Origin of the sequence: Streptomyces sp. NPDC014891, from assembly GCF_043081085.1 — a bacterium.
In the GTDB taxonomy this organism is placed as follows: domain Bacteria; phylum Actinomycetota; class Actinomycetes; order Streptomycetales; family Streptomycetaceae; genus Streptomyces.
Window position 1 is genome coordinate 558,806 of record NZ_JBIBWF010000004.1, and the last position, 21,519, is coordinate 580,324.

Genomic DNA, 21,519 nt, shown 5'->3' on the forward strand with positions numbered 1-21,519 from the left:
ACCGCAGCCCCTGGAGGCGGCCCGTGTCCCTGCCCCGCACCCCCCGTCACCGCCTCGTCGGCGGCGCCCTGTCCGTGGCCCTGCTGACGGCCCTGGGCATCGCCGTCGCCTCGCCCTCCGGCACGCCTCCGACGACGGGAGGCGAGCGGCTGCCGGTCTCCGACATCGGGCCGCTCCCCTGGCCGCAGGACGGCCAGAGCGCCGTCGAGCTCGAAGGGACCGGCTCGCTGGGCGAGCGGGGCGGGCGGCGGCCCGTACCGATCGCGAGCCTGACGAAGGTGATGACGGCCTACGTCATCCTCGAGGAGCACCCGCTGAGGCCCGACGAGGAGGGCCCCCTGATCGAAGTGGACCGGACGGCCGCGTACGAGGTGGGGGTCGGCGGCGAGTCGACCGTCCCGGTACGGCCCGGCGAACGCCACTCCCAGCGTCGGCTCCTGGAACTGCTCCTCATCCCCTCCGGCAACAACGTCGCCCGTCTGCTGGCCCGCTGGGACTCCGGCAGCCAGGCGGCCTTCGTGACGAAGATGCGGCGCGCCGCCGGACGGCTCGGTATGAAGGACACGGTCTACACGGGGGCGAGCGGCATCGAGCCGACGACCACGAGCACCGCGGCCGACCAGGTGCGGCTGACGCGGGCCGCGATGGAGGACCCTGTCTTCCGGGCTGTCGTCGCCACCCGCGAGACCGCCGTCCCCGGCCTCGGGACGGTCACCAACACCAATCCCCTGCTGGACACCCCGGGCGTCGTCGGTGTGAAGACCGGCTCCAGCACCCCGGCGGGCGGGAACCTCCTGTGGGCCTGCGAGGTGCGCGTCGGCGGCGAGCCCCGACTGCTGGTGGGCGCCGTCCTGCACCAGCGGGCGAACACGACGCCCGCCGAGGGGCTCCGGGCCGCGGTCGACGCGGGCCGGGCCCTGCTCGCCGCCGTCCGCGAGCGGCTGGCCGCCGCCGGAACCGAGGGCGGGGAACGATGACGGCGACGACACGTCCGGCGCCGGACGGCGGAGCGGCACAGCGCGTTCCCTGCCCCGCGGCGCCGGACGGCACGGCGGCGCGGACCGTCGCGTCGCCCGCGGCGGACGGCACGGCGGCGCAGACCGTTCCGTCCCCCGCGGCGGACGGCACGGACCGCGCTCCCGGAGCCCCGGCCGACGCGGCGGGCGCCGGGGCACGCCGCCGGTGGTGGCGGCGCCGCGGGGCGGCGGTCACGGGCTGCTCCGTCCTCCTCGCGGTGAGCGTCGCGGGCCACGGGCTGCTCCCCGGACTGCCCGGACGGCTGAGCAGTCTGGCCGAGACCCTGCTGCCCTGGAGCGCACCGGCCGTGCCCGTGCTGGTGACGGCGGCCCTGCTGCGGCGCGCGCGGGTGGCGGCGGTGGTGGCCCTGGTGCTGCCGGCCGTGGCCTGGCTGACGGCCTTCGGCGGAGCCCTGGCCGACAAGACGTCGCCCGGTGGGGACCTCACGCTCGTCAGTCACAACGTCAACCAGGCCAACCCCGACCCCGCCGGTACGGTGCGGAGCCTGCTCGCCGCCGGGGCGGACGTACTGGCGCTGGAGGAGCTGAGCCCGGCCACGGCGCCCGCCTACGAGCAGGCCCTGGCGGAGGCCTACCCGTACCACTTCTACGAGGGCACGGTGGGCCTGTGGAGCGTGCATCCGCTGAGCGACGCGCGGGCGGTGCCGATCATGCCGTGGACGCGGGCGATGCGGGCCACGGTGGACGCGCCCGGCGGGCCCCTGGCCGTCTACGTCGCCCATCTGCCGTCCGTCCGCGTGGGCCTGGGCGGATTCACCGCCGGGGCGCGCGACGAGGCGCTGGGGGTGCTGGCGGCGGAGGTACGGGCCGAGCCCGCCCGGCGCGTCGTCCTCCTGGGGGACCTCAACGGCTCCACGGACGACCGCGCACTGCGCCCCCTCACCGACCGTCTCGTCTCCGCACAGGCCGCGGCGGGCGCGGGCTTCGGCTTCACCTGGCCGGCGCGCCTGCCGGTCGTCCGGATCGACCAGATCCTTCTCGGGGGCGTCCGGGCCGCCTCGGCGTGGACCCTCCCCGCGACGGCCAGCGACCACCTCCCGGTAGCGGCCCGGATCCACCTCGCCCCGGACCCCGCTCACTGACGAGGGGTGGGTGGCCGCAGGACACGGGGAGGGGCGAGGCGGCGACCGCCCTTGTCCTCGGTGAGCGCCGACGAGTCCTGTGCCCGAGAGCTACGCCGGAGAACGTCCGCTCCGATGGCCTGCCATGGCAGCCCCGCTCCCGCTGTGCGTCGGCTCGCCCCCGACTCCCGCCATCGGGCCGAGGCCGTCTCTTCCGGATCTTGCCTGACCCGCGCCGCCCGGCAAGATCCGGAAGACACGGCCTCGGTCCAGCGGACCGCCCCGGCCGCTCTAGGGTGATCGCCATGTCTGCCTCTCTCAGTCCTGCGAGAACACGTGCCGCGCTACGGGCCTCGGCCCGCATATCGACGGAGCTGCTGCTGGTGCTCTTGGGCACGGCGGCGGTGATCTGGCTGCTCGGCCGGATGTGGTCGATCGTGTGGCCGCTCGTCATCGGTCTGCTGATCACCACGCTGACCTGGCCCTTCGCCCGCTTGTTGCGCCGCCTCGGCTGGCCGCCGGCGCTCGCCGCCTCCGTGGTCACCGTCGTCTTCCTTGCCGTCACCGCTGGCACCGTCGCACTCATCGCGATACCGGTCGCCTCGCAGTCCGGCGAACTGGCCGACGGTGTGGTCGAAGGCATCCAGCGTCTCCGTGAATGGACCGCGGGTCCGCCCCTGAACATCGGCGACGACCAGATCACCGGCGCCCTGGACACCGCGACCGACCGCCTTCAGAACAGCGTCGGATCCCTGCTGACCACGCTCGCCACCGGCGTCGGCACGGTCGTGAACGGGGTCGTCACGGCCGTGCTCGCGCTCTTCCTGATGTTCTTCTTCCTCAAGGACGGGCCGCGCTTCCAGCCCTGGCTGGCCCGTCAGCTCCCCGGCCGCCTCGCGACCGACGCCACCACGATCGCCGAACGCGGCTGGGACACCCTCGGCGCCTTCGTGCGCTCCCAGGCCGCGGTGGGCCTCCTCGACGCCGTCCTCATCGGCATCGGTCTGTGGATCCTCGGCGTGCCGCTCGTCCTGCCGCTCGCCGTGCTCACCTTCGTCAGCGCCTTCGTGCCGATCGTCGGCGCGTTGTTCGCCGGATTCGTCGCCGTGCTCATCGCCCTGGTCTCCAACGGCCTGACCGACGCCCTGATCGTGCTCGCGATCATCGTGGTGGTGCAGCAGCTGGAGGGGAACGTCTTCCAGCCCATGATCCAGAGCCGCGGTCTCGGACTGCACGCCGCCGTCGTCCTGCTCGCCGTCACCCTCGGCGGCAGCCTCGCCGGCATCGTCGGCAGCCTGCTCGCCGTGCCCGTCGCCGCCCTCGTCGCCGTGGTGTGGGGGTACGTGCGCGAGCAGCTCTCCGAACCGCCGCGGCACGACGCCGACGGTGGCACGAGGCCCGACCCCGACGATGCCCCCGAGTCCGTCGTCCCGGCGGAGACCCCGGCGTCCTGAGCGAACCGGCGCCGTCCGCGCCCGCGGGCATCCTCGCGCGACCGTCACCATGGCGAGGGCGGCGATCGGACGACCGCCGGCGACGCCGGCGGTCGTCGGTAGGGTTGGCCGGTCCGCCGACAAGTGCGAAGGAACGGTGCTCCATGCTCGACAGGATCGTGCGCTACCTCGCCTGCCCGCACTGCGGTGCGTCGCTGGCTCAGGGCGACCGCGCACTTCTCTGTCCCGCCGGACACTCCTTCGACATCGCGAAGCAGGGTTACGTGAATCTGCTTCCCAGGGCGACGAAACTACGGGCGGACACCAAGGAGATGGTGGAGGCCCGGGACGCGTTCCTGTCGGCGGGTCACTACGCCCCCGTGATGGACGCGCTGGTCGATCTGGCGCGGCGGACGGCCGATCCGGCCGTGCGCGGCTGTGTGGTCGACATCGGTGGGGGGACGGGCCACTACCAGGCCAGGGCCATGGACGCGTTCCTCGATGCCGAGGGACTGCTGCTGGACATCTCCAAGTACGCCGTGCGGCGTGCCGCGAAGGCGCATCCGCGGATCGCGGCCGCGGTCACCGACGCCTGGCAGACGCTTCCGCTGCGGGATGACGCGGCCGCCATGGTGATCAACACGTTCGCTCCCCGCAACGGTCCGGAACTGCGTCGCGTTCTCCATCCCCGTGGCGTCCTCCTCGTCGTCACTCCTCTGCCCGATCACCTTCGGGAGGTGATCGGCGCGCTCGGCCTGCTGCGGGTGGACGAAGGGAAGCAGTCGCGTCTCGCGGAGCAGCTCGCCCCGCACTTCTCGGCCGTCGCCACGGAGGAGCTGACCCAGACCATGGCCCTCGACCACCAGGCTCTGGCACACCTGGTCGGTATGGGACCCAATGCCTGGCACCGTGACGCGCAGCGGGACCTGGAGACGATCCGGGGGCTGCCGGTGCCGTCCCGGGTCACGCTCTCCGTGCGGCTCGCCGCCTACCGGCTGACGGCGTAGCGGCGCGGTCCCCGCCGGCCCGCCCGGGCCCTCCTGGGACGCACCGCGCTCTCCGCCGATGAGATGCGGACCCCGCCCCCTCCGGGCACAGTGGGAAGGACCTGTTCGTACCGAGGTGGTCCCCTGTGGTCCCGCGTGCTGGAGACGGGACGGAGTGATGCGAGGATTGTCGTGACGTCGGAGTGATCGATGTTCCGCAGACGGCCGGCCGACAGCAGCGAGGACCTTCTGGTCCGGCTCGGGTCGCTGACCGCCAGGGCGCGGGAGCTGGCCGAGACGCAACGGTCCCGTGTCGAGCTGGCCGTGGCCCTGCAGCGCGGCATGCTGCCCTCGGACCTGCCCAGCCTTCCGGGTGCCCGGCTGGCCGTGCGGTACGAGCCCGCCAACCACGGGCTCAACGTCGGCGGCGACTGGTACGACGCCTTCTCCCTGCCTGGCGGGCGGATCGGCATGTCCATCGGCGACGTGCAGGGACACAACATCGAGGCCGCCGCCTTCATGGGACAGGTCCGCGTGGCACTGCGTGCGCTGGCCTCCGTCACCGCGGACCCGGGAGAACTGCTCGGCCGCACCAACGACCTGTTCGTCTCCCTGGGCGCCGACCTCTTCGCCACCTGCACCTTCCTCCGGCTCGACCCCGCCGCCGGCACCCTGGAATGCGCCCGGGCCGGTCACATCCCCCACATCTGGGCCACCGCCGACGGCCGCTCCGGCATCGACGACAGCGAGGGCGGGCCTCCTCTCGGCGTGCTGAGCGGCGCCGACTACCCGGCCACGCGCCACCGGCTCACCGCCGACGGCGTCTTCGTCCTCCTGACCGACGGGGTCGTGGAGGGGCCCTCGCTCCACATCGACGAGGGTCTCGACCGGGTGACGAGACTCGCCGGGATCACGGCCGTCGCCGGGCTGGGCGTCGACGCGCTCGCCACCGCCGTCATGAAACTGGCCGCCACGGTGGGGCACGAGGACGACGCGGCCGTCCTGGTCGTCGGCCACGACGGCGGTCCGCCCCGGCCGGCGACCGGGGAGTGAGCGAGGGGACCCGCCTCGGGCCGGGTCTCCCCTCGGACCGCCCGGACCCGTGCCGGCCCGTGCCGGACGGCGGCGCCCGACACGCAGCGGGCCTTGCCAGGTCGTGGCAACCCGGCCGGTGTCTGATGGCAGACGTGTTGGATATTCGGCAGTACCGGTCCCCCGCGGCGACGGCTCTGATGTCGCTGGCCGTGGCGGTGCTCTACTACGCGGCCGGACGACTCGGCCTGATGAGCCGCCTCGTCGTCGAAGGCGTGGTGGTCACCCCCATCTGGCCTCCCACCGGCGTCGCCGTCGCCGCCCTGCTGCTGCTCGGCGCGCGGGTCTGGCCCGGGATCGCCCTCGGCTCCTTCCTCGTCATCGCCTCCCTCACCACTCCGGGGCCCACCACCGTGGTCACCGTGGTCAGCAACACCGTCGCGCCGCTCTGCGCCTTCCTGCTGCTGAGACGGTCCGGCTTCCGGCTCGACATGGCACGGCTGCGGGACGGACTCTCCCTGGTCTTCCTCGGCGGCTTCGGCGCCATGCTGATCAGCGCGACCGCGGGGGTCGGACTGCAGGTGGCGAAGAGCTCCCTGGACACGAGCGAGTTCTGGGCCGTCTGGCTGGCCTGGTGGGTGGGCGACACGATGGGGGTGCTGCTCGTCGCCCCGCTCCTGCTCGTCCTCGCGGGGCCGGCCGGACGGTTCCGCGTACGGCGCTGGAAGGAGGCGGCCCTGCTGGGTCTTGCGACCCTGATCCTCATGCCCATGGCCGTGCTCAGCCCGGTGGGCATGCTCTTCCTCGTCTTCCCCCTGCTGATCTGGGCGGCGCTCCGCTTCCAGCTCGCCGGAAGCATGCTCTGCGCGCTCTTCGCCTCCGTGCTCGCCACCTTCGAGGCGAACGCCGGACGGGGAGCGTTCCTCCACCTCTCGGACGTCGAGATCATGGCCAAGCTCCAGGCGTTCAACGGTTCCGCCGCACTGACCGCCCTGCTGCTCGCCTCCGTCATCACCGAGCAGCGTGCGACCCGCCGCTCGGTGCGCCGCGCCTGCCAGGAACTGGCCGAGGTCCTGGAGCACCTCACCGCGGGAGAGCCCGCACCCGGTCCCCCCGGCACCACCGAGAGCCGGTCAGCCCGGTCCGGCGGCCACCGGAATCCGTGATCCCCCGCGCCGCAGCCGCACGGGCGGAGGAACCGTACGGACCCCGGTGTTGATCGTGACGGCCCGGTGCCGCACTTCTTGCGCAGCGCCCAGCTTGTGCATGGTGCGGCGCACGTTCTCCTTCATGGTCGCCGCGCCCACCGCGCCGCCCGAGAAGCCCGAGCCGTCCGTGCTCTGGAACTCGGAGGACTCGAAGTGCGCGGTCGAGCCGTCGGAGCTCTCCAGCGCGTTGAGCCGACTGAAGGTCTGGGGGCCCGGCACTCCGTCGGCGGAGAGCCCGTACGCCGCCTGGAACAGGAGAAGCGGCCGACGCCCACCCCGGGCGCCGGGCGCACCAATCCTCCCGCCCGCCGCCCTGTCGGCAGCCGACCGCTGCTTCAGGTCCTCCACCTCCGCTTCCGGGGGTGCACCCGACGGCGCACCGACCGGTTCGCCGTCCGTTCATCCCCAGCGCGATACCGGCCGCGCCCCCGGCGACGGTAGAGGCACCTGTCCTGCGCACGTGCGCGCCCCCGGCTGGGCCTGTACCTGGCGGGGCTCGACCTTCACCCGTCCGCCGGCAGTCCTGTCCTACGCAGCTCACCCACCGTCCGTGCGGAGACGGCTCGGGGTGCCTGCGCCGCCAACGCCGACAGCAGCCCTTCCCAGGCGTGGGTGAGTCCCGCGTCCACGGCCGAACGGTAGGCGGCGCAGGCCTCTTTGGACCTTCCCTGTTCCAGACGCAGAGCGCCCAGCGCGGAGTACGCCTCTGTGTCACCTGCCTCGCAGCCACGTACGTAGGCACGTTCGGCGGCGGCCGTGTCACCGGTCTCCTCCCGCACGCGCCCCAGTGCGGTCCAGGCGTCGCGAGCTCCGAGGGCGGCTGCCCGTAGCACCGCTCGCCGCGATCCGTCGCGGTCCCCCACCCTTTCCCGCATCCGGGACAGGGCCGACCAGGCCGCAGGGGAGCCTCTTTCAGTGGCCTGATCTGCAGCGAGCTCCGCTCCCGCGCCGTTACCGACGCTCTCCCGGTACCGGGCCAGGCCGATCCATGCCTCCACGTCACCGGCGCGTGCCGCCTCCGTCGCGGCACGAGCGGCGCCAATGGCCTTCCCCCGTTCCGCTCGGACCTCGGCCAGTGCGCTCCAGACCTGCGGATCGCCGGTGCGAGCCGCCTGTGCGGCTGACTCGTCCGCGCCGTCGTCGTCACCGTCCGCTTCGGCGAGCAGGGCCAGCGCGCGCCAGGCCGCGCCGCTGCCCATGGCGGCCGCCTCACGATGGGCAGCGGCGGCCCCCGGCAGGTCTCCCTCCCGGTACCGCAACCGGGCGAGCACCGACCACCCCTCGGGGTTTCCCACGTCAGCGCCGCCGGCAGCCGCTGCCAGGGCCGACTCGCGTGCTCCGAGCGCCCAGTGCAGCCGCACCAGATGCGCCCAGGCCTCACCAACGCCCGTGTCGGCCGCCCGGGTGGCGTGCTCCACCGCGTCTGCCAGGCTGCCGACCCGTTCCGCCATCTGTGCAAGGCCGATGTGCCCCCAGCCGTCTCCAGCCCTCACCGCCTGCTCGAACGCCGTGGTCGCCGTGGATCCCTGGTTCGCGCGCATGCGACCGAGCGTCCGCCAGGCGTGCGTCTGCCCCGCCGACGCTGCCTGGGTGGCAATGCCGTCTGCGGCGGCCGAGTCCCCCTCGGCCTCGCGTATCCGGGCCATGGCCGACCATGCCCACACATCCCCCGAATCGGCTGCGCGGCGGTACGCGTCGAAAGCGGCGCCGACATCGCCGTCGGACTCGCGCGACACGGCAAGGGCCGCCCAGGCCACGGGGTCCGCCGCCGCCTTCTCCTCGGCGGCGGTCCTGCCGTCGGTGGTTTCGAGCAGCACGGCCAAGGAGGCCCGGGCCCGGCCGTGGCCCCTTTCGACGGCCTTCTCATACAGCTCGGCGGCACAGGCGTAGCGGCGCCGCTGCTCGGCGGCTGCCGCGAGGGCGTAGAGGTCGTCGGCGGTCCTGGCAGACACAGCGTCGCTCCAGAATGCGGCCGGTGGCACCAGATGAGCCCTGATCCGGCGTATGTGCTGCTCAAGGTAGTCGTCCGGGCGGTAGCTGTCCGGGTCGCCCACGTCCGTCGCATACCGCTCCGCGATCAGCGGCACCGGACCGCCTGTTGTTGTGGTCAGTGCGCTGATGGCAGCCGGGAACCACTCCTTGCCTGCTGCCGCCCGTGCCGTGGGGTCCATGAACCTGGTTGCGGCCTCCCTCAACAGCAGGGCCGGCACGGCGCCCGCGTGGCCGAGCCTGCGCGCTTCGACCGCCGCCGTGAGAACGGCGTGCTCGGAGGCCGTGAACCACAGGCCGGGGCCCATGTCCCAACGACGAACAAGCTCCGGGCCACCGGTGAGGTGTTGCAGCACCCGGTTGCCGGTCCCAGCGGCCCGGACAGCGGCGGCCATCCGCGGGTCGCGGGCCGCTGCCGCGGCGACGGCTGGGGCAGCGGCGGACAGGGTGTCGGGCACCATGATCCTCGGATGGCGGCCCGTGAGCAGAGCCCGAACGTGCGGGGCTTCATCCCCGCGGCCTTCCGTCAGTCGTCTCAGATGATCCGGCCACACGGTGCCCACCACGGCCAGTGGCGCGATCCGGTCCAGGAGCCGGCCCAGTTCCTTGGCTGCACGCTCGCCTTGGGCGCCGTCCAGGTACCGCTGAGCCTCGTCAAGCCACAGCACTGTGCGCGGGCCGACGAGCGACGCCTCGGCCCAGGCACACAGCTCTTCGGCGTCCGCCGGGCGCATCAGCGGCCAGTCGGGCAGGGCGACCGTCACCGCCTCATAGAGAGCGCGGGTCTTGCCGCTCGCGGAACTGCCCACCAGAAGGATGAACGAGGCCCCGGCCCTGGACGCCGTGCGGGCCAGTATCTGCCGCAGGGTCTGATCGTGGGGGCGAGGAAGGTACTCCGTCAGTGGCAGGTCGGCGATCTCGTCGGAGCCCAGCGCGGGGTGCACTCCCAAGCGTTCGGGGTCCCATCGGGCGGCGGGGCGGTGAGCATTCTCGCTTTCAGCCATGCGCGCGCAGGGCCTCCCGGCCGAGGAACTCGACGGCCCGGTCCACGGTGGGGAAGGTGGGGAACACCTTGAACAATCCTTTGATCCGGAGCTGTTTGAACACCTCGTCGGATCGTGCGACGAGCGCCAGCGCGCCCGAGTGAGCTCGGACCCGTTTCACTCCGCCAACGAGGACGCCCAAGCCTGTCGAATCGAAGAAGACGACGCCCGTCAGGTCAACCACCAGGAAGTACCGTCCCTGATCCACCAGATCGACCAGTATCTCTCGCATGGACGACGCGGAATAGACGTCTAGTTCCGGCGCCGAAGTCACCAGACTGATGGTCTCGGTCAGGTGCTCGAAGAAGAATCCGTCCTGCCCGAGGACACGTGTCTCGGCACCCATGGCTTTCCTGGCGAGCCGTTCACGGGACCGCAGTTCCAGGGCCGCGCGCCGCTGCTCGATGGGCTCTTCCTCGTAGTCCCTGAGTATCGTCTCGACGGCGCTGGGCACACTTTCATGGAAGCGGAAGATACCGGCCAGGCCGGCCCCGCCGAAGGCGGAGCGCACATCTGCGCTGGTGATGACCAACGAGATGGTTCCCCCCTGCCATTGCACAGTCTCCAGGGCATCGACCAGCGCGCTCGGGCCTCTCCTCCCAACACGGGACAGGCCACTGAAGTCGACGACCAGGAGCAGCCGCCCCTCCTGGAGAAGCCGGGCCAGCACTCCGCGCAGTTCCGGAGAGGAGTCGAGGTCAGGTACGCCCTCCGGCTCCTGGCTGTCGACCCGGACGACGGTGACGCCGTCCTCCCGGTCCTCGTACGAACCCGCAGCTGCACCAGGCCCCCCTTGGTCTCGAATTCTTCGGACCCTATCGACCGGCCCCCTCTACGAGGGAGTGAGCGCGACTCGGGCCGCGTCCAGGAACGCCCGCTGTGCCGACGCATGCTGAGTTCCTGCAGTGCTGGAGGCGAGGGAGCTCCGTAGGGCCTGCGCTGCCGCCGTCACGGTGTCCGGCCCCTCCAGGCACACGACGTTCAGCGCCTCCCCCACCGCCGCCATCGCCGAGTCGTACTCCCGGCGACGAGGCGACTCGTCCGTCGTTCCGATGGCACTCCGCCAGGCCGCCAAAGCCAGGTGAGCGCTATCGGTGCGCCCCAGGAACGTCACGTACGCGGCCCGCCGCACCGCCCTCTGGTTCGCCAGCGCCTGTTCCGTGAGCGTAGGTCCGTCATCCTGCCCAGCCGGATCCGCGGTAACCCGCGCTGCCTTCTAACGCGGGACGACTCGAACGCCCCCCTTCAACTCCTGTGACTCGCACTTGTCGGATGCAAGTGGTGACGCAGACCGTTCAGAGCCTCAGCCCGTATCGAGACACCAGGCTTCGGACGGTCCAGGGACGCCGTCGCACAAGTCGGGGCCACCGTCTGTTTGAAGGGACGGCCCGCCCTCGGTGGCCAACCGGACCGCAGTGTCACCGCGTTGATTTCGCTCGCCCTCCCGTGACACCGGGTTCGCACTCGCATTCAGGTGACGTCGGTCAGTCCTCAGCCTCCCGGTCCCGCTTCGCGGCCACGTGGCGGGCCGCCGCCACGGCGGCCTCGACGAGCGGTTCCCTGCGGTTCTCCCTCAGCCAGGCGAGGCCCGCCGTCGACGGAGGGAGGTCCGTCACCTCGACGTAGCGGATGCCGGGGCGCGGGAAGAGGTCGCGGGCGGCGGCCGGCAGGAAGCACATGCCCCGGCCCTGGGCCACGAGGTGCAGCAGGCCCTCCAGGTCGGAGGCGACGGGGCCGTAGCGGACCGGGGTGCCGTCGGGCCGCGGATCGGCGGCCCAGAAGTCCCACCAGAGCCGTGGCACCTGCGGCGGGACGTCGACCACCGGGTGGCGGGCCAGTTCGGCGAGGGTGATCCGGTCGCGGTCCACGAGCGGGTCGCCCGCCGCGAGGCAGGCCAACCGGGGTTCCGTGGCCAGGTGCTGCACCTCGACGCCGGGCGGGACCGGTGGGCGGAGGAAGACGACGTCGACGTCATGGCGGAACAGGGCGTCGAAGTGGTCGGCGAAGTGGAGGCTGCGCAGGTCGACCTCGACCAGCGGGTGCCGTTCGGTGAGGAGACGCAGCACGGCCTGGGTGTAGGGCATCGCCGCCTCCGCGCCGATGGTGCCGACGACGAGCCGTCCGGAGAGGCGGCGCGCCTGGGTCGAGGCGCTGCGGCTCAGCCGTTCCATCGCCGCCACGACACCGCGCGCGTCCGCCAGCAGCACCCGGCCCTGCGGGGTGAGCGTCACGGCGCGGCTGGAACGGTCGAACAGCTTGACCCCGAGGCGTCTTTCCAGGTCTCTGATCTGCTGGCTCAGCGCCGACTGCGTGATGAACAGCCGGGCGGCGGCGCGCGAGAAGTGGAGCTCCTCCGCGAGGGCGACGAACAGCCGGAGCTGATGGGCGCTGGGCGTCTTCGGGTCGGGACCCGTCGGCGCGGCGCCTCCAGCGGCCGCTTCGCCAGTAACCATGATGAATCCCTTATCGATCGTCTTCCATGTCGCATGGCCACACGCGATGACACGGACGGAGTGGGGGTGGAAGGCTCGGCTCTCAAGCGACGTCCCGTGCCTCCTCATCGGTTCCACGGGGCCGTCGCGACCATTGCTTTCTCGACAACGGGGGCCGAAACATGTCTGTGAGACGAGCGGTGGCGTTGCTCGCCGCCCTCCTGGCCGTACTGTTCGGCGCCGGCGCGGTCCAGGCGTCGACGCCGCAGGCCGGTACGACCGACCGCGCGGTGCTGAGCGCGTCTCCCACGGCGGGGGCCGCGCCCCTCGCGGTCCAGGCGTCGTGCACCGCGCGGAACGTCAGTCACTACGACGCGTACACGGGGCGCACCTGGACGCGTGACTGGGTGTGCGGCAACCGTGCCGGCGCCCCGCTGCGCGCCTGCGGCGGCTTCATCCCCGCGTGCTCGGTGATCGCCTGGCTCGACACGTCGCCGAGCTGGTTCGTGTGCTGGGCCAGCGGTCCCCCGCACAGCGGTGGGAACAACATCTGGTACTACACCATGGGCGACCGCATCGCTCCCGGTGGCGAGCGCAACCACGGGTGGGGCTTCATCCCCGCGGTCGACGTGTGGACGTCGACCGATCCCTGGCCCGGCATGACGGAGTGCAACATCCCGTAGTGCCGCCGGACGCCGCCCCGACCGCACCCGCGGAGCCCCTCGCGCATCGCCCGGGGCTCCGCGCCGCGGTCCCGGCACCCCGTGCCGGCACCCGGGCACCCCGCTCTCCTACCCAGCGAGGACCCCTCACGCCATGCTCCGTATCGCAAGGAACTCCCCCACCAGCGCTCGCCGTACGTCCCGGCGCCTGCTCGCCGCGACCGTGGCCCTCCTCTCCCTCTCCTTCGCCGGCACGGCGCTCCCGCACTCCGCCGCGGCCGCCGCGGAACCGTCGGGTGACGCCCCGCCGGTCACGGCCGCGAGCCCCCGGGTGCCCGCGGGGGTCACGGCGGGCGTGGCGGTGTTCGACCGGCAGACCGGGACGTTCACCGAACAGCTCGCCCCGGCCGCCACGTTCCGGTCCGCTTCGGTCGTCAAGCTCCTGATCGCCCTCGACTTCCTGTGGACCCGCAGCCCCGACACGATCCCCTCCGCCGACCGCACCCGGCTGGACGTCATGCTCCGCAGCAGTCAGGACGCCGCCGCGAGCCACTACTGGTCGGCGTACGGCGGCCCGGCGATCGTCGAGCGCATGGTCACGCGGCTCGGACTCGCGGACACCGCTCCCCCGCCGGCGGGTTACGAGGGGTACTGGGGCTACACGGCCATGTCGGCCCGCGACACCGTGAAGACCTACCGGCACATCCTGGAGTCCGCTCCCGCGCCGGTGCGTGACTTCGTCATGCAGCGTCTGCGGCAGTCGACCCGGTGCGCGTCGGACGCCTTCGACCAGCACTTCGGCATCGCGGCCGCGTTCGACCGCCCGTGGGCCGTGAAGCAGGGCTGGTCGGGGAGGTACGCGCAGGGGAGCTGCGGTTCCGCGAGCGCGGCCGCGGCCCATGGCGCCGGCACTCCGGCCGCCGCGCCCGCCGGCGCCGGCGACGCGAGCGTCGACCTGAGCCGACCGGCACTGCACACGACCGGCACCGTCGGGGCCGGCGACCGTTCGATCGTGGCCGTCCTCACCCTGCACCCGGACGGCACGTCGTACGGGAAGGCGTACACCGACCTCGGCCGGCTGACCCGCTCGCTGAACGTTCCCGGCGGAACGGCGCCGGCGGGGAAGTGGTACGGGACGTGGGGACAGGACGTCGCCGTCCGGACCGGGCCGGTCGTCGGGGACAACCTGGTGACCCGGCTCCCGGCCGGCGTGGAGGTGCTGGTGGGCTGCCAGAAGAAGGGGCAGCTCGTCTCCGTCCCGCCGTACAGCAACGACTGGTGGGCGTATCTGCCGCAGTACGGGGGCTACGTCACCAACATCTACCTCAGTCATCCGGACAACCAGCTGCCGGACGTACCGCTGTGCACGAGTCAGAAGTGATCCCGGGGACTCCCGGAGAAGGAGTGACGATGTCGCGTACCTGGCGTTCCGCCCCCGGTGTGGTCGGTGCCCTCCTGTGGGTGCTGCTGGCCGCCTTCGCGGCGGCCCCCGCCCAGGCGGCGGTCTCGGACGGGCCCCGCGGCGGTGGCGGCCACACCATGGTCATGCCGCCGGCACCCCGCGGCGAGGGGGCGTCCTCGCGTGCCGCGGCGGCCGTGTCGCCGACGGTCTCGCCGTGGGCGGACTACGTGCACACGTCGTCGGGCAGCCCCGTGTCGTGTGCGTCGGGGAACCTCTGCACCGGGGTCTGGGACCCGGTGGTGGGCAAGTACAAGGTCTTCTTCCTCTACCGGTGCCAGCAGTACTCCCTGTCCCACTGGAACGGCGTGGGCCAGGTGGTGAACAACCAGGTCGGCGCCGCCGCGTTCTTCTACGGCCAGAACGGCCAGGTGCTGGACGTCGTCCTGCCGGAGCCCACGCCCTTCAGGTACGACTGGACGCCCGTGTGGTCCATCCGGAACTGCTGAGCGGCCCCGCGCCGACACCGCCCGGTCACCGGGGTCGCCTCCGGCGGCCTCGGTCACCGGGCGGTCGGCGTGGTCGCGCGGAACGGCCGGGCGGTCCGCTCCTCCTCCGGGCCGGCCGGCCGGTCGTTCAGGCCCGTGGGAACACCGGCGCCGCCGGAGCGGGCCCCAGTGTCGTCGTGCCGGGAGCCGAACGGTGGCCCAGCCCCGTGCGGTAGGCGTCCAGGGCCGCCTCGGTGCGGCCGCCCCGGCGCAGCAGGTCGCCCAGGAGCCGGCACAGGTCGGCCAGGTCGCCGCTCGCTCCGCTGCGCTCCAGCAGCCCCAGGGCCGTGACGTAGTGTTCTTCGGCGGCCTCGGCGTCCCCCCGCTCCTCGGCGATCAGCCCGAGCAGCCGGTGCGCACCGCCCGCGTGCACCGCGCCGTGCCGGTCGCCCAGCTCGAGGAAGGCCGAGAGCAGCTCCGAGGCCTCGTCGTGCCGTCCGAGCCGCCGCAGGACGTCGGCCAGCTCCACTTCCACCTGTGCGGTGAACAGCGCCGCGCGCCGGTCGCTGAGCATGTCCCGGGCGGCGCGCAACTCCGTCTCGGCCGCGTCGAGTTCGCCGCTCTGGGCGAGGACGTAGCCGCGCATCCAGTGGCAGTGCGCCAGGTCGGTGCGCAGACTCAGCTGCTGGTAGACGGCCTGCGCCTTGGCCAGTGAGGCGTCCGCGTCGGCCGTGCGTCCCTCGGCGAGGAGGGTGCGGGCGACCTGCCGGTGCATGCCGGCCACCAGGGCCGGGTCGTCGACCTGTGGAGCGAGCGCCAGGGCGAGCTCGGCGGCGTGCGCGGCACGGGCATGGGCGCCCATGTCCATGTAGGGGCCGATCACGGCCGCGTACAGGACGACCAGCGCCTCCGGGTCGGTCAGCCCGCTCGTCCCGAGCTCGTCGATGGTGGATTCGAGGAGGTAGCAGGCGTAGCGCAGTTCTCCGGCCAGGAGGTGGGCGACGGCACGGCCGCGGATCGCGTGGACGCGGCGGGGCAGCGGCTCGTCGGCGAGGAGTCGCTCGGCGGCCTGGAAGTGGCGTCCGGCGTCGCCCAGTTGGCCGGTCTCCAGGGCGCAGTCGCCGAGTCCGAGCAGCGCTTCCGCCCGCTCGGGCACGAGGTCGAGGTGCTCCGCGTCGGTGAGGAGGCGCCGATAGTGCACGGCGGCCTCCTCCGCCGTCCCGGTGGCGAGCCGGCGGCGCGCCTCGACGAGGGCGAGCCGCAGCTCCGTGGCGAGGTGCGCGGGCCTTCCGGTGGTCAGCTCCTCGTACGTCGTGCCGAGCCGCTCCGCGAGGAAGCGCAGGGCGGTCTCCGAGGGTCTGACCCGGCCCGACTCCAGCGTCGAGACGTAGGCGGGGGTGTACGACGGTTCGGCCAACTGCCGCTGTGTCAGTCCGCGCCGGGTGCGCAGCTGCTGCACTCGGCGGCCGATCGCGGCCGGTTCGTCCATCAGGGCCCCCTGGTTCGTGAACTGCTCAGTATCCAGGCGCGGCAGGCATTGCGCACGCCCTCGCCCTCCCCCTAGGTTAAGCGACTCGTTGACTGTAGTTACTTTCGCGCTTAACTCGCCTGGCAAGGGGCTGATTTCATGCGTTCAGCACGACGAGCGGTCGTGGCGGTCGGAGCGGCGGCCGCCCTCGCGGCCGTTCTCGCCGCCGCACCCGGTGGCGCCGCCGCGGAGCCGCCCGCACCTCGTACGGCCGGGGTCGAGGTCGAGATACCGGGGCCCGAGGACGGGACGCTCGCCGGTTCCGGACACACGCACGTGCCGCCGGAGGGCCGGGACCGGCCGGCCTCCCGCCTGTCGGCGACCGAGGTGGCCGCCGACGGCGAGGTGGCCAAGATGGTCGACAACGGCTCCACCGCCGACCGGCTCGACATCGTCGTCGTCGGCGACGGGTACACCGTCTCCGAGCTGCCCCGCTTCCACGCCGACGCCCGGAGGAAGTGGGAGGAGCTGACGGCCGTCGAGCCGTACGCCACCTACCGCGGCCTCTTCAACGTGTGGACCGTGGACGCCGTCTCGAACCAGTCCGGGGTGTCCGGCGACCCGTCGGCCGACACCGTCCGCGACACGGCCCTCGGCTCGTACTTCTGGTGCGACCAGATCGAGCGGCTGCTCTGCGTCGACCAGGAGAAGGTCGACGCATACGTCGCGAAGGCGCCGGAGGCCGACCTGGTCCTCGTCCTCTCCCACAGCACCAAGTACGGCGGCGCCGGCTACAACGAGCGCAGCGAGACCCTCGGCTACGAGGGGATCTCGACGGCCTCGGCCGGCAACGAGAAGTCCGGTCAGGTCGCGATCCACGAGACCGGCCACTCCCTGGGCAAGCTCGCCGACGAGTACTTCTACGCCGACTACCCCGGCTACGAGCGGTACGTGGGCCCCGAGCCCGCCGACTCCAACATCACCACCCTCACCGCCGGCGAGCTGGCCGCCCGGGGCGCCAAGTGGCACCGCTGGCTCGGCGAGCCGTCCCCCGACGGCGGCGTCGTCGGCGCGTACGAAGGCGGCGGCTACTACGCCACCGGGCTGCGGCGGCCCACCGAGGACTCCCTGATGCGCTCCCTCGGCAAGCCCTTCAACCTGCCCGGAGTGGAGGCGATGATCGCCGGCTTCTACCGCGAGGCGCGCATCGCCTCCCCCGTCACGGCCACCGACCGCACGCTGCGCAGGGGCGACACCGTCAAGGCCCTGGTCCCCCGGCTGGCGGGGGCGGACGGCCGTCAGCTCACGGTCCGCTGGTACCTGGACGGGCGCGAGGTGAAGCCCCTCGCGGGGCGCACCCGGGTCCGGGTGTCCGACCTGTCCCTGCGGCTGCTCGACCTCCGGAAGCACACCCTGTCCCTCACCGCCGAGGACCGCAGCCCCTCGGTCCGGGACCGCGGCATCGCCCGGACGATGAGGTCCACGGTCAGCTGGACGATCCGGTTCTGACGGCCCCGGCGGGCGGAGGCCTCCCCCCTATGCGGTGGACTCGGGCGCCCGGCCTCCGCCCGTGGGCCGGTCACCGGCCGGCAGCGGGCGCTGGCCGGGCCCGTTGTACGCGCCCAGGGGGCGGATGAGGGCGTTGTGTTCGAGCTGCTCGGTGATGTGGGCCGTCCAGCCGGTGATGCGGCTCATCACGAAGAGGGGCGTGAACATGGGGATGTCGAATCCCATGAGGTGGTAGGCGAGGCCTGCCGGGTAGTCGAGGTTGGGGTGGATGCCCTTGCGGCTGATCATCGCGTGGCGGAGCGCCGCGTGCAGGGTCGCGAGGCGGGTGGTGTCCGGGTCGGCGGCGCGGGCGACGAGCCGTTCGGTGGCCTCCTGCATGATCGGTACGCGGGAGTCGCCGTGCTTGTAGACGCGGTGTCCGAAGCCCATGATCTTGCGCTTCGAGGCGAGTGTCTCGTCCAGCCACCGCTCCGCGCGGTCCGGGTCGCCGATCTCGTTCAGCATGTGCATGACGACCTCGTTGGCGCCGCCGTGGAGCGGCCCCTTGAGCGCGCCGATGGCCGCGGTGACGGCGCTGTAGAGGTCGGAGAGGGTCGAGGTGACGACGCGGGCCGTGAACGTCGAGGCGTTGAAGCTGTGCTCGGCGTAGAGGATGAGGGAGATCTCGAAGCAGCGGACCACGGCCGGGTCGGGGATCTCGCCGAAGCACATCTGGAAGAAGTTCTCGGCGTAGCCGAGGGACGGGTCGGGCCGGACGGGTGCCAGGCCGCGGCGGCGGCGGTGGTCGGCCGCGACGACGACGGGGAGCTTGGCCAGCAGGGACAGGGACTTGGCGCGGACGGCCGTGGTGCTGCCGTCGTCCTCGGCGGGGTCCTCCGAGCCGAAGAAGCTCACCGCCGTCCGCAGCACGTCCATCGGATGGCAGGTGTCGGGGAGGCGTGCGAGCACCTCGGCGGTGGTGCGGTCCAGGGGGCGCAGGGCGCGCTCCTGCGCCTGGAACTCGCGCAGCTGACCGGGGTCGGGGAGTTCGCCGTACCAGAGGAGGTAGGCCACCTCCTCGAAGGTGCAGCGGGCGGCGAGGTCCTGGACGGGGTAGCCGCGGTAGGTGAGGGAGTTGGTCTCCTCGATCACGGTGGAGACGGCGGTGGTGTCGACGACGACACCGGCCAGTCCCCGGTGGATCTCGGGAGCGGTGGCGGTCATGGTGGCCTCCGGTGCTGTCGGTCAGTTGCCGGGCGGGAGAGTGAAGTCGAAGACGGCCGAGTCGAACGTGCCGTACTCCTCGTAGCCGAGCACCTCGTACAGCCGGGAGCGGGTCTGCATCCGCGGCAGCAGGGACTCCTGGGTGCCTTCGGCGGCCAGGGTGCGCAGTCCGTCCTCGACCGCCCCCATGGCGAGGCGGAAGAAGGTGACGGGGTAGAGGGCGATGTTGTAGCCCAGGTTCTCCAGGGTCGCCGCGTCGAGCAGCCGGCTCTTGCCGAACTCCGTCATGTTGGCGAGCAGGGGGACGTCCACGGCCTTGCGGAACGCCTCGAACTCGGCCTCGTCGGCGAGGGCTTCGGGGAAGATCGCGTCGGCGCCGGCGTCCACGTAGGCCTTGGCCCGGTCGATGGCGGCGTCGAGTCCCTCGATCGAGCGGGCGTCGGTGCGGGCCATGAGGAGGAAGTCCGGGTCGCGGCGGGCGTCGACGGCCGCGCGGAGCCGCCGGACCATGTCCGTGGCGGGCACGACGGTCTTCCCGTCGAGGTGGCCGCAGCGCTTGGGGTTGATCTGGTCCTCCAGGTGGAGGCCGGCGAGTCCGGCGTCCTCCATGAGCTGGACGGTGCGGGCCGCGTTCATCGGCTCGCCGAAACCCGTGTCCGCGTCGATGAGGACGGGGAGGTCGGTGACGCGTGTGACCTGCTGGGCCCGTGCGGCGATCTCGGTGGACGTGGTCAGACCGATGTCGGGCAGGCCCAGGTCGGCGGCGAGAACGGCACCGGAGAGGTAGGCGGCGTCGAAGCCGGCCTCCTGGACGAGGCGCGCCGAGTACGGGTTGATCGCGCCCGGGATGCGGAGCAGTCGGCCCGACGCGAGCCGCTCACGGAACCCGCGGCGGCGGGCGGCGGGTGTGGTGGTGGTGTGCAGCATCAGAACAGGCCCTTCGGGAGGGTCGTGTCGTACGCGGCGACGGCGCCGGTGTCGACGACCGGGAAGAGGCCCGCGAGCCCCTCGGTGTCCAGCTCCGCGAGCCGGGCGGCGGACCGGAGGAAGGAGTCCTGGTCGGCGGGTGTGACGATGCCGTCGGTGAGGGTGCGGAACTTGGCGGTGTAGCCGGCCCGGTCGAAGGGGCGGGCGCCGGCGGGGTGGGCGTCGGCGACGGCGAGCTCGTCCTCGACGACGGTGCCGTCCTCCAGGGTGATGACGGCCCGCCCGCCGAAGGCCCGGCGGGCCGGGTCGGGGTCGTGGTAGCGGCGGGTCCACTCGGGGTCCTCGACGGTGGAGATCCTCCCCCACAGCGTCACCGTCTCCGGGCGCTGGGCGCGCTCGGGGGCGTAGGAGCGCTCGTGGTGCCATCCGCCGTCCTCCAGGGCGACGGCGAAGATGTACGGCACCGAGTGGTCGAGGGTCTCGCGGCTGGCGGTCGGATCGTACTTCTGCGGGTCGCCGGAGCCGGAGCCGATCACCTGGTGCGTGTGGTGGCTGGTGTGGAGCACGATCGAGCGGACCTTCTCCAGCGGTCCGGTCTTCTCGCGAAGTCCCCTGGCCAGGTCGATGATCGCCTGGGCCTGGTACTCGGCGGAGTGCTCCTTCGTGTACGTGTCGAGGATCGCGCGGCGCGCTTCGCCGGGCTCGGGCAGCGACACGGTGTACGAGGCCTCGGGTCCGTCGAGCATCCAGGCGAGGAACCCGTCCTCGCCCTCGTAGATCGGCGAGGGCGACCCCTCGCCGCGCATGGCCCGGTCCACGGCCTCGATGGCGGCCTTCCCGGCGAAGGCCGGGGCGAAGGCCTTCCAGCTGGAGATCTCGCCCTTGCGGGACTGCCGGGTCGCGGTCGTGGTGTGCACGGCCTGCTGGACGGCCTGGTACACGGTCTCCGTGTCCAGGCGGAGCAGGGCGCCGATGCCGCCGGCGGTGGCCGCGCCGAGGTGGGCGACGTGGTCGATGCGGTGGGCGTGCAGGCAGATGCCCTTGACCAGGGCGACGTGGATCTCGTAGGCGGCGGTGATGCCGCGCAGCAGGTCGGCCCCGGAGCGGCCGGTGTGCTGGGCGACGGCGAGCAGCGGCGGGATGTTGTCGCCGGGGTGGGAGTAGTCGGCGGCCAGATAGGTGTCGTGGAAGTCCAGCTCGCGCACGGCGGTGCCGTTGGCCCAGGCGGCCCACTCCGGCGAGAGCGTGGCCCCGGCCGGCAGTCCGAAGGCCGAGGCGCCGGGGACCGCCCGGTGGCCGGCGGCCTGGGCACGGGCGACGGCGACCGGGCGGCGGCGCAGCGAGGCCACGGCGACCGACGCGTTGTCGATGATCCGGTTGATCACCATCTCCGAGGCCTCGGCGTCGAGGTCGGGCGCGTCCTGGGTGCCGGTGGCGACGGCGGCCAGCTTCCAGGCGAGCTGCTCCTCACGGGGCAGGCGGTCGGCGCTGGGGTGGACGCGTACCTGGTGGTCGATCACGGGACTCCTCGCGGCGTGCGGTGGGAACGGCGTACGTCGGCGAGTCTTCCCCGCCGGCGGGGTGTGATCGAGGGAGCCACTGTGCGGAATCCATCCACGCCACGGCTGCGAAACTGCGAATC

General features: G+C 72.8%; 18 protein-coding genes and 1 pseudogene. 10 read left to right on the forward strand and 9 right to left on the reverse strand.

The genetic code is table 11. From position 1 onward, the window contains the following. The first annotated feature begins 23 nt into the window (after positions 1 to 23). The 6 genes from ACF09E_RS14410 to ACF09E_RS14435 all read left to right on the forward strand — a co-directional run bounded on the left by ACF09E_RS14410 (position 24) and on the right by ACF09E_RS14435 (position 6,715). Positions 24 to 977, forward strand: coding sequence for a D-alanyl-D-alanine carboxypeptidase family protein (locus ACF09E_RS14410; RefSeq protein WP_392205471.1), 954 nt, complete (start codon positions 24 to 26; stop codon positions 975 to 977). Further along, the gene (locus ACF09E_RS14415; protein ID WP_392205472.1) at positions 974 to 2,119 is read left to right on the forward strand and encodes an endonuclease/exonuclease/phosphatase family protein; all 1,146 of its coding nucleotides are present in this window, start codon (positions 974 to 976) and stop codon (positions 2,117 to 2,119) included. The genes ACF09E_RS14410 and ACF09E_RS14415 overlap by 4 nt, the downstream gene beginning before the upstream one ends. Before the next feature lie 284 nt (positions 2,120 to 2,403). Then, entirely contained in the window at positions 2,404 to 3,552 is a 1,149-nt protein-coding gene (locus ACF09E_RS14420; protein WP_392205473.1) for an AI-2E family transporter, read from the forward strand. Between the two features lie 143 nt (positions 3,553 to 3,695). Beyond that, on the forward strand, positions 3,696 to 4,538 hold the full coding sequence (locus ACF09E_RS14425; RefSeq protein WP_392205474.1) for a putative RNA methyltransferase: 843 nt from the start codon (positions 3,696 to 3,698) through the stop codon (positions 4,536 to 4,538). Positions 4,539 to 4,727: 189 nt separating this feature from the next. Next, entirely contained in the window at positions 4,728 to 5,570 is an 843-nt protein-coding gene (locus ACF09E_RS14430; protein ID WP_392205475.1) for a PP2C family protein-serine/threonine phosphatase, read from the forward strand. Positions 5,571 to 5,695: 125 nt separating this feature from the next. After that, positions 5,696 to 6,715: an MASE1 domain-containing protein gene (locus tag ACF09E_RS14435; protein ID WP_392205476.1), complete on the forward strand. Its 1,020-nt coding sequence runs from the start codon at positions 5,696 to 5,698 to the stop codon at positions 6,713 to 6,715. Here the strand turns inward: ACF09E_RS14435 and ACF09E_RS14440 are convergent. The 5 genes and pseudogenes from ACF09E_RS14440 to ACF09E_RS14460 all read right to left on the reverse strand — a co-directional run bounded on the left by ACF09E_RS14440 (position 6,683) and on the right by ACF09E_RS14460 (position 12,242). Continuing rightward, positions 6,683 to 6,976: a hypothetical protein gene (locus tag ACF09E_RS14440; RefSeq protein WP_392205477.1), complete on the reverse strand. Its 294-nt coding sequence runs from the start codon at positions 6,974 to 6,976 to the stop codon at positions 6,683 to 6,685. The two genes, ACF09E_RS14435 and ACF09E_RS14440, sit on opposite strands and share 33 nt — an antisense overlap. Positions 6,977 to 7,260: 284 nt before the next feature. After that, entirely contained in the window at positions 7,261 to 9,750 is a 2,490-nt protein-coding gene (locus ACF09E_RS14445) for a hypothetical protein (RefSeq protein ID WP_392205478.1), read from the reverse strand. Then, complete coding sequence (locus ACF09E_RS14450) at positions 9,743 to 10,135, reverse strand: anti-sigma factor antagonist (protein ID WP_392205660.1); 393 nt, start codon at positions 10,133 to 10,135, stop codon at positions 9,743 to 9,745. Before ACF09E_RS14450 ends, ACF09E_RS14445 begins: the two co-directional genes overlap by 8 nt. A gap of 108 nt (positions 10,136 to 10,243) precedes the next feature. Next, positions 10,244 to 10,594, reverse strand: a pseudogene (locus ACF09E_RS14455) (STAS domain-containing protein); the annotation flags it as partial. A gap of 679 nt (positions 10,595 to 11,273) precedes the next feature. After that, on the reverse strand, positions 11,274 to 12,242 hold the full coding sequence (locus ACF09E_RS14460) for a LysR family transcriptional regulator (protein ID WP_392205479.1): 969 nt from the start codon (positions 12,240 to 12,242) through the stop codon (positions 11,274 to 11,276). Between the two features lie 161 nt (positions 12,243 to 12,403). On the opposite strand from ACF09E_RS14460, the gene ACF09E_RS14465 reads away from it, so the two are divergent. From ACF09E_RS14465 to ACF09E_RS14475, 3 genes are all read left to right on the forward strand, one after another. Further along, positions 12,404 to 12,904: a hypothetical protein gene (locus ACF09E_RS14465; protein WP_392205480.1), complete on the forward strand. Its 501-nt coding sequence runs from the start codon at positions 12,404 to 12,406 to the stop codon at positions 12,902 to 12,904. 133 nt (positions 12,905 to 13,037) lie between these two features. Next, positions 13,038 to 14,264, forward strand: a complete 1,227-nt coding sequence (locus ACF09E_RS14470) for a hypothetical protein (protein ID WP_392205481.1) — start codon at positions 13,038 to 13,040, stop codon at positions 14,262 to 14,264. Between the two features lie 29 nt (positions 14,265 to 14,293). Continuing rightward, the gene (locus tag ACF09E_RS14475; RefSeq protein ID WP_392205482.1) at positions 14,294 to 14,791 is read left to right on the forward strand and encodes a hypothetical protein; all 498 of its coding nucleotides are present in this window, start codon (positions 14,294 to 14,296) and stop codon (positions 14,789 to 14,791) included. Positions 14,792 to 14,918: 127 nt separating this feature from the next. Here ACF09E_RS14475 and ACF09E_RS14480 read toward each other — a convergent pair whose 3' ends face one another. Next, positions 14,919 to 16,259, reverse strand: a complete 1,341-nt coding sequence (locus tag ACF09E_RS14480; RefSeq protein WP_392205483.1) for a tetratricopeptide repeat protein — start codon at positions 16,257 to 16,259, stop codon at positions 14,919 to 14,921. A gap of 138 nt (positions 16,260 to 16,397) precedes the next feature. Between ACF09E_RS14480 and ACF09E_RS14485 the strand changes: the two genes are divergently transcribed. Further along, positions 16,398 to 17,747 (forward strand): M64 family metallopeptidase, encoded by a 1,350-nt coding sequence (locus ACF09E_RS14485; protein WP_392205484.1) that lies wholly within the window; start codon positions 16,398 to 16,400, stop codon positions 17,745 to 17,747. A gap of 27 nt (positions 17,748 to 17,774) precedes the next feature. Here the strand turns inward: ACF09E_RS14485 and ACF09E_RS14490 are convergent, their stop codons facing one another. Genes ACF09E_RS14490 through ACF09E_RS14500 form a run of 3 tightly spaced genes read right to left on the reverse strand, consistent with a single transcriptional unit; the run spans position 17,775 to position 21,397 of the window. Next, positions 17,775 to 18,950 (reverse strand): bifunctional 2-methylcitrate synthase/citrate synthase, encoded by a 1,176-nt coding sequence (locus ACF09E_RS14490; RefSeq protein WP_392205485.1) that lies wholly within the window; start codon positions 18,948 to 18,950, stop codon positions 17,775 to 17,777. A gap of 21 nt (positions 18,951 to 18,971) precedes the next feature. Next, entirely contained in the window at positions 18,972 to 19,877 is a 906-nt protein-coding gene (prpB, locus tag ACF09E_RS14495) for a methylisocitrate lyase (RefSeq protein WP_392205486.1), read from the reverse strand. Next, positions 19,877 to 21,397: an MmgE/PrpD family protein gene (locus ACF09E_RS14500; RefSeq protein ID WP_392205487.1), complete on the reverse strand. Its 1,521-nt coding sequence runs from the start codon at positions 21,395 to 21,397 to the stop codon at positions 19,877 to 19,879. The genes prpB and ACF09E_RS14500 overlap by 1 nt, the downstream gene beginning before the upstream one ends. Between the last annotated feature and the right edge of the window lie 122 nt (positions 21,398 to 21,519).